Annotated in this window: 6 protein-coding genes; 2 read left to right on the forward strand and 4 right to left on the reverse strand. The window is 35.2% G+C overall.

Features of this window, described 5'->3' with window-relative positions; genetic code table 11:
- Positions 1-3,396 (forward strand): gliding motility-associated C-terminal domain-containing protein (locus Q0L29_RS10980; RefSeq protein ID WP_296621601.1); only part of this gene is annotated, 3,396 nt, incomplete at its 5' end.
- Positions 3,397-3,512: 116 nt separating this feature from the next.
- Complete coding sequence (locus tag Q0L29_RS10985; RefSeq protein WP_296621603.1) at positions 3,513-4,067, forward strand: hypothetical protein; 555 nt, start codon at positions 3,513-3,515, stop codon at positions 4,065-4,067.
- A gap of 72 nt (positions 4,068-4,139) precedes the next feature.
- Here the strand turns inward: Q0L29_RS10985 and Q0L29_RS10990 are convergent, their stop codons facing one another.
- From Q0L29_RS10990 to Q0L29_RS11005, 4 genes are all read right to left on the reverse strand, one after another.
- Complete coding sequence (locus Q0L29_RS10990; RefSeq protein ID WP_296621604.1) at positions 4,140-5,480, reverse strand: hypothetical protein; 1,341 nt, start codon at positions 5,478-5,480, stop codon at positions 4,140-4,142.
- Positions 5,481-5,542: 62 nt separating this feature from the next.
- The gene (locus Q0L29_RS10995; RefSeq protein WP_296621606.1) at positions 5,543-7,330 is read right to left on the reverse strand and encodes an Ig-like domain-containing protein; all 1,788 of its coding nucleotides are present in this window, start codon (positions 7,328-7,330) and stop codon (positions 5,543-5,545) included.
- Between the two features lie 15 nt (positions 7,331-7,345).
- A complete protein-coding gene (locus Q0L29_RS11000; protein ID WP_296621608.1) occupies positions 7,346-8,833 on the reverse strand; it encodes an SLC13 family permease in 1,488 nt (495 codons plus the stop codon).
- Positions 8,823-9,356: DUF4886 domain-containing protein (locus Q0L29_RS11005; protein WP_296621610.1), on the reverse strand; the 534-nt coding region annotated here is incomplete at its 5' end. The genes Q0L29_RS11000 and Q0L29_RS11005, both read right to left, overlap by 11 nt.

The raw sequence follows: 9,356 nt of genomic DNA on the forward strand, positions 1-9,356 counted from the left end.
ACTCCTCCAACTGCGGTTGCCGGAATGGATTCAACTATTTGTGAAAATACTATTACACTTTATGCAGATGCACTTGGTGCTGATCAAGCTGGTGAATGGATTATTGTAAATCAACCAGCAGGTGCAACTGCTAGTATTTTGAATGCGAATGATCCAGCTTCAGGTTTTGAGGATATTAATGAATTAGGGGATTATACCTTGGCTTGGTTATTGGAAAATACAGTTACTCAATGCTCTGATACCGATACTATTATAATCACTAGAAAAGATATAACAATAGCTGATGCAGGAGCAGATCAAGGGGTTTGTATAGACAATACAACTTTAAATGCTAATTCAGTAGTTGCTAACGAAACTGGTACCTGGACAGTAGATACAGGAGGGGCTACAATCGACAGTCCGAATGATCCAAATTCTACTGTTTCTGGTTTAGCAGAAGGTATTAATAAGTTTGTATGGACAATTACAGATGATAATATTATTTGTGAAGCTACTAATGATACAGTAACTGTTTATTATGATATTCCAGCTTTTGCAGGTGAATATAAGTTACCTGAATATCCATCAGGGACTGAAAACCTAACGGCTGCAAATCCGATTTTTGATTTATTTGAAATTCTAGATGGCACTCAGGATACAGATGGCGTTTGGAGTTTTGTTTCAGGGCCAGCAACAGTAAATCCAACTACTTCAATGGTAGATTTTACTAGTCAGGCTTCTGGTTTATATGAATTTAAATATAGAGTTCAAGATAGCTTAGCTTGTTCAGCAGATTCTATAAATGTTTTCATCGATTATCTGGATTTTGAATGTGAAGACACCAAGTTTACTACATTAACCGAGGAAGCTACATGTCAAGGTGTACAGGATGGAAGTATATTTTTATTCTTGCAAAGGGTAAGTAATGCGGATAGTTTGGATGTCACCATCAATTCTGTAGTTATGGATACTTTCTCCATTAAAGTGGAAAATCCTGGTAATGGGAGTTTGGTGCAGATTGATACTGCTTTCTTCTCAGGAAATTACCAACTGATTTTGAAAGATTTAGATAATGCTTGTCAAGATACTGTTTCAGTATTGATTGGAAATAAGCAGTCTATTTTACCATTGGTGAATACTAGCGATGCAACTTGTGATAATCCGGTTGGACAGATTCAGGTTACCATTGATGGCACATTTGATTTTGTCTTATTAGATTCAACTGATGCTGAGCTGGAAACTAATACTACTGGTCTGTTTACGGATTTAGTTCCTGCCACCTATGGAATTGCTTTTAATAATTCCGGAGGTTGTCAAGTGGATACAGTGAAAAATATTATCATAAACGAGCCGACTCAGGTTTCCAATAGTGCATTGAATTTAACAGTAGTAGAACCTAGCTGTAATACAACAAGGGCTCAGATACTAGTTAATTTTGAATTGGCTGGTGAGTATTTCTATCAAATTTTAGATACTGCGGGTGCAGTTGTTGATTCCATTACAACTGATGCAGGCCAATGGACTACGGAACTTGATACATTGGGTGTATTTGAATTAGTTGTGACAAACCCAATCAATCCTGGGCTTTGCGAACCTAATAGCAGAAACTTTAATATTGAAAGATCTGGTGGGTTTACGGCTACTGTAACAAATAAAACTGATGTGATTTGTTTTGGAGATTCTACTGGTACTGTAACAATTGAGTTAGATGGCATCGCAAGTGGTTTCTATTCATTAGATGGTACTATATGGGCTGAGTTTATATCAGGTGAACCAATAACTGATTTACCTGCAAGGCAAAGTATATTGGTAAGTAATCAAGCTGGAACATCTGAATGTGAATTATCTGTAGCTGTGGGTATTGAAAACTTAAGTGATCCAATTGAACTAGATGGTTCTATTACTTTAATTACACAAGCTAGTTGTACCACATCGGAAGAAATAGGTGTAATTAATGTACCTGAAGTAACTGGAGGGATAGCGCCATATGTATATTCTATTGATGGAGATATTGTAGAATTGGATGCAGATCGCAACATTAATAATTTATCAAGAAACGTAAATGAACTTACTATTACAGATGATACTGGTTGTAGTGAGACGTTTGAGATCGGATCTATTGTTTCTCCAAATGAAATAAGAGCGGTTATAACTGAAATAAATCCAGGAAATAATTGCGTAGATGATCCAGAAGGTATTTTAGTGACCATTGACCAGGCAACAATCGAAAATGTTCCTGGACCTTATATCATTATTCTTAATCAGGTAAATGATACTATTACTTCTGAGTATGTGTTAAATATTAATATTAACGGAAGTAATGAGTTTATTATTTCTCAGTTTGATATAGATAATAATGTGCCATTTGTAAAAGGAGTAAGATATAGATGGACTGTACGTGCGATTGATAACGATCAAGCATGTTCAGCAGATAATTTTGTAACAATCAATGGTGGTGCGATTATTCCGACTTTTGATATTGTAGCGAATGACGTTGCTTGTTTCCAAGAGTCGGGTTCAATTGAAATATTTAATATCACTGCTGATCAAACAATTCCATTAAATATTGAAGTTTACGAGGGAAATGATATTGATCCTACTGAAACTTTCACATTGAATTCGATTCCTGAAAGTGGAAGATTTGTGATTGACCAAAGTATTTATGGAATGATTTCCAGAGGAGATTATATCATAAAACTTAATCAGCAACCTGATAATTGTAATAGTATCATTGAATCTGAAAATGCAAGTATTTTTATCGATGCTCCAGTAGCGCAATTAAGTGTTGAATTGGTTCCTGAACCTAATTTACCACCAGGTGTGGAAAAAGATAGAGCTGATATGAATCCTATGCCAACTACAAGGCCTGATAGAGCCAATGGATCTATTAGCATTAGACTGATAGAACCAACATCTGGTGCGAATGGATATTCTGCACAAATCTTCTTGTTAACACCATTGGGAGGAAATAATACTTCTGATTATGTTTTACCTCAGGAGCCTATTGATTTTGGTTCAAATCAAAGGATAACATTTGACAACCTTTTACCAGGCATCTATGAAATTGAATATTATGATTCTTTTGGATGTGGAACAGATGGAAGTAGATTAGTATTCGATAATGAGGGTTCTTCAGATATCACAGTCGATTTTGATAGGACTCCATTTATACCAAATGCCTTTACACCAAATAATGATGGGAAGAATGATTTCTTTGAAATTCTTAATCTACCAGATAACGGTGCTGAGTTAGTTGTTACCAATAGAAATGGTACTATCGTTTATAGAGATAATAATTATCGAACTAGTAATCTTTGGGATGGCGGAGATAATCCAGATGGTATTTACTTCTACCAATTGACTGTTAATGGCAACAAACAAAAAGGATGGGTAGAAATAATCAAAGGTAAAAGATAAGATAGAAGATAAATAATAATTCAAATGCCAACCCTCTGAGGGTTGGCATTTTTTTTTAGTGAATTTATCACAGTTCCTTCATAATACTAATTAATCTACATTTTCGTTTGCTAGCCATGAGTATTAGATTATTAATCGTTTTAATTTTTTTAAGTTTTTCTTTATCAGCACAGAAGTATGGTACAGCTGTTGGTGTACGAATTGGTGATGCCAGGTTTGGTTTAAGCGTAAAGCAACGATTCTTAGCTCGATTCAGTGCGGAAGCCATTTCTGATTTTAAAGCTAATTCTTTTCAATTCGCCATACTTCCCAAATATCATTTACCAATCACTGGAGAAGGCTTTAATTTATTTATTGGAGCAGGAATGCATGTGGGTAGCCTTAAAGAATATGGTGCCATTTATGGATATGATTTAATAGGAGGGATAGAATGGAAAATTCCTGCTTTGCCATTGGTATTATCAGCAGATGTAAAGCCTGCCTACCATATTAACCATGAAGATTGGTTTGAATTTCCGGCTTCTGTATCAATACATTATGCTATTACTAGAGAGACTAGAGCCAAAAGAAAAAAGGATAGAGAAAGACGAAAAAAACGGAAGGAAAGAAGGGAGAGGAGAGAAGAACGAAGGGAAAAACGTCAGGAATGGTGGGATGATTTTCGTAATTAAATTATTATAAATCTGAGTTTAAGTTTAAAATGATATGATCGCTTAAAATTATTAAGCGATCATATCTTGAAACTAATTCGAAAACAGATTTTTGATATAATTTCTAAATTCTTCAGATTTATACATTGCTTCCCCGTTATGGCCAATCCCATTTACTATAGTTCGAAAATGATTATTTTCCGGGAATTTATTCTGCATATAAAAAAACATATTCTCTCCCCTTTGATAACGACTAGAACCTAATAGTACTGGACCACATTCAGAAGTATTCAAGGAAGGATCGCTTTGATTTCCATTTCCTAATAAGTAATGAATTTTTCTATTTATGAATTGTTCATTGAAAGAAGCCTGATTAATATCAATTAAGTAATCAGGCAATACTTTATATCCTAATGGCCAAAATCTATAACCGGCACAATTTTCAGGAATATAAAACTCTTGAGTATTTTCATTAACTCTTTCATCACCTGGGTAATAAAAATATTGACTATTGGCCACAATATATTCAAATGCGATGGAATTCAATTGGTTTTCAATTTGATTGGCTGCTCCATAAACGTGAGTAAATAGACCTCCTGATGAATGACCCGTGATTAAAATTTTTTCTAAGGAAGGAATGAATTGTTTAGTTTTGCTGATTATTGAATCCATTACGGTAAAGGAGCTTATTGGTATATCATTTTCTGAACCACTTCCTTCACGCCAATCATTACGATCCCAGTGAAGATCACTATTCTGACTAATTTCACTTTCATCTTTAAATTGAGGGGCAATAAGTAATGTCGAATTGGAAATTGATAGATTTTCAAAAGTTTGGTTCATCCAGTTGAAATAATCATCATTATTTCGAATAGCACCATGAATAAGAAAGATAGCATTTTTAATATTTTCTAAATTAACATCAGCTGTTAAAGGATAATTACTAAAATAAGATAAAGTATAAGAATTGTTATTAATTGTTATTTCAAATTGTCTCAAACAAGGGTTTGATGCAGAAGTGCAAGCAGCTAGATTACTTTCGCTTGTCATCAATTGAAGCTGAATAGCTTCTTTCAATAATTGATTATCAGTACCTATATTATTACTTTCTACAGTCAAATCATAAGTAGAATTCGCTTCAAGGATTAAATCTAAAGTTACCTTAGAATTGGAATTACTATAGGCAATATTATATTCTGGAGTTTGGTCATTAACTGTGATTTCTAATGCACTTTCAAAGCGTTCTTTAGAAACAGCCCCATCAAAAACAATGCTCAATTGAGGGTTTAAACCTACGGCTATTTGATTTCCATTAAGGTTACTTCCATCAACATTGATGGAGATCACTTTAATAGATCCCACTTCTTCATTTTGACCATTGCAGGCTGAAAACAATATAATGAGTACCACTAAATAAACGGGGAAATTTTTCATAATGAAAAAACCACTCTGTATAAATTTATACAGAGTGGTTCAGTTAAATTTAAAAATTAATATTAATCACAAAATGCGTATGGACATGGGGAACTTGCATTGGTTGCAGCAAATTCTGCACAGTTAGCTCCACCATAAGTGTAAACATCACCTTGTTCTTTTACTGCCCAAGAACCCGTGTATTCCCAGAATAAACCGGTTCCATCGTCTACTACATCACCATACACCTCTATAACATCCATTCCATTATATAATTCAACACCATCATCTCCATTGAAATTGATACCGCCATCTGCTGCCAAATGGTCAAATTTATCAATACAATTTCCTAAATAAGTGGCTATAGTTTCTGTATCTAGATCTCTAATGAATAAAATATGATCACCTTCAGCAACACTGATAGCAGGTAAATCCATTTCCCTTCCATCAGAACCACCACCATTATTCGCAATTCCAATTCCATATATGCTTAAATCAGCAATATCACGGTTTGCTCTTAAATGAATGGCTCTTTCTCTGTCCGTAGTTCCTGAATTGGTAGGATCTGCCTCAAAAGACATCACACCTTGTAATTGCAATGCATTGGCAACTAAAGGATAGGTACAATCAGAATCAAAAGCCGTTGTGGAACTAGCCGCGCAATCTATTCCTCCATAATACCACTCATCGCCAAAGTTATAAGCCCATGAACCTGAATACTCCCATGGCATGCCAGTACCATCTACATCTACGTCTCCATAAGTCTGAATAACTGCAGTACCACTGAATAGTTCAATGGCATCGTCACCATTTTGATTCATAGCATCTGTCTGGATAACATGTTCAAATTCTGAAGTGCCATTTCCAAAGTAAGCTAAAAAAGCGGCATCTTCTCTGGCTAAGAGAATATCTTCGCCCGCAGCCACAGCCATTTGAGGTAAAGTAAATTCAATGCTATCGCTTCCGCCACCATTATTTGCAACACCTATACTATAAATACTAAGATCCGCAATATCAGCTTTAGCCCGTAGATGAACAGCTTTTCCACTATTACCACTTGTCTCAGTTGACCATCTCAAAGCAAAAACACCTTTTAGTTCTAAATCTGTAAATACATCATTATCTACAATAGAAAAAATTAGCGGTTCTGGTGCTTCATTCTTACCATTTTCGATACTCACAATTCGAACCTCTATACTTTCTGCTCCTTCAGCTAATTCATCATCTGTAATATCTAAAACTACTGAAGCAGAAATTTCGCCTACTGGAACGATAATATTTGTAGCAGCTAATACATAATCTTCACCTGAAATGGCCGTACCTGTAACTTCTATCCCTACTTTAACATCCGCAGTGGTAGTTTCACTCAAGTTTGCAGTTATAACAGTTGAATTTCCTTCCTCTGGGCTTTCATTGTCAGTTGAGAGCGTTACAACTGGCGTAATAAAAGGTCTTGTAGTAAAATTGATTGAGAAATTATCCTCCGTACTTTCGCCATTAGCACCGTAAGTACCTGCAGGTAAATTAAGAACGTATTCCGTTTCATATTCCAATAATTCAAAATTCAGTGTAGCCACCGAATTTGAACTGTCATAAGAGATTGAATATTGTGCATCCCCTGATACACTTAAATTCTCTTCAATTGCAGTAGGCTCGACAGCATGAGAAAAAACAACATTCAGTTTTAATTCAAATGCTGAAATGCCGCTTTCACCTGATTCTATCCGATTATCTCCTTCTGAAACTTTCAGGACACTAAAATTATCAGAACTAAAATTCTGATCCGTTACAACTTCTTCCTCTACACAAGCACTAACTAAAAATAGTAGGCTTAGGAGGATATTCACTGGATTTAAAATATGTTTTAACATAACTGTTTTGTTTATTTATTCAATTAATACATTTTTTGTTTTAAAAATTTCCGGGAATACCGATGGATCAATATCCCATAAAAAAGGTAATAGCAGATAAGTAGCAATCGTAACCAAGAAGATGGATATGAAATTAAGTACTACTCCTGTTTTTACCATATCAGGGATAGTCAAGTACCCTGAACCAAAAACCACAGCATTAGGAGGTGTGGCTACAGGCAACATAAAGGCACATGATGCCGCCACTGTAACACTAGTCATTATCATCAATGGATGGATGTTAAATGATAAGGCCATCGGAGCTAATATTGGTAAAATCATTGCCGTGGTCGCCAAATTTGAGGTGATTTCCGTCAGGAAATTTACCAATGCCACCAAAACAAGAATTAATAGGATCATATGTAATCCGTTAAGCTGAGTCATTAGCTGAGCTATCCATACCGCCAAACCTGTAGATGTAAATCCTTTTGCCAAGGCCATTCCTCCACCAAATAGTAGTATTATACCCCAGGGAAGTTCGACTGCTTCTTTCCAAGTAATTAACTTTCTACTTCTATCTTTTGAAGGAATTACAAAAAGTAAGATTCCTGAAATCATAGCGATAATAGTATCATCTATAGCAGGAACTACTTTTTCTATCAGAGATCGACCCATCCATGCTGTTGCCGTCAATATAAACAGAATCAAAATCGCCTTTTCTTCATACCTGATTTTGCCTAAAGACTTAATCATTTTGTTGATTTCTGCCTTACCTCCTGGTAATTTTTCCATTTTAAATTTAAAAGCTATTCGCGTCAGGTATTTCCAACTAATAAATAATAGAACAATTGAAATTGGTAAACCAAATTTGATCCAGTCCACAAACATCAGTTCAAAACCATAGATTTCTTCTAATATTCCTGCTAAAACCAAATTGGGTGGTGTACCAATTAAGGTTGCCAAGCCTCCAATTGAAGCACTATAGGCAATCGCAAGCATTAAAGCTTTACCAACTGTATTCCCCAACTTCTCATCTCCAGATACGCTTTTATATTGCTTAACAATTGCCATTCCGATTGGAAGCATCATTACTGAAGTGGCCGTATTGGATATCCACATTGATAAAAAAGCGGTTGCTATCATGAACCCTAGAATAATTTTAGAAATATCGGATCCAATTATACCAATGATATTCAACGCTATTCTTTTATGTAGATTCCAGTTTTCAATTGCTATTGCAATCATAAACCCACCCAAATAGAGAAATATATACCGATGACCATAAGCTATAGTAGTTTCTTCTAAACTGACTGCACCTGTTAATGGAAACAAAATAATAGGTAGGAGAGCTGTTACCGAAATTGGAACAGCTTCAGTTACCCACCATGTTGCTATCCAAACAGTAATAGCTAACACATGAAATGCTTCTATATTCAAACTACTCGGTTTTCCAATCCACTCTATCAATAGAAAGAGTAAAGGACCTAGTATTAACGGTAAGACGTTTTTTAATTTATTCATCATCTATCCGTTTATTAAATGAATCCACTACCTCTTGAAGAAACTCTGCATTGTCTTCGCTCATGATGGATAGATAAAGCAACTCCTGATCTTCATCTAATTTTGAAATCCTTTTATCCAAGCCTTTCGAAGGATTACCACTCAAATAACTGTAAAAAGCACAAGCTATTAAATAGGTTCCTATAGTAGATGGATGGCTATTGTCAGGATCATACAATCTCAAATCTGGTCTTAAGTCTAAAGCTTTTTGCCAAATTTCTCCTATATGCACCACATCTAATTGGTGATTTTCTGCTAAGGAGTGATATCCATTTTTTATAGCGTCTATCATCAGTGGATTATAGCCTCTGGCCCAAGTTTCATATAAAACCGCCTTAGCACCAGATTCCTTAACTAATTGAATTAGTTTATTGCCATAGTCATTAAATTGCTTTAGATTCTCAACAGTGCTCTTACTATGATTTTGTAAAACCACCACATCCCAATCACCCTTCTGGATGATTTTTTTTGTTTGGAGTCCTTTATC

Origin of the sequence: Marivirga sp., from assembly GCF_024636815.1 — a bacterium.
Taxonomy (GTDB): Bacteria; Bacteroidota; Bacteroidia; order Cytophagales; family Cyclobacteriaceae; genus Marivirga.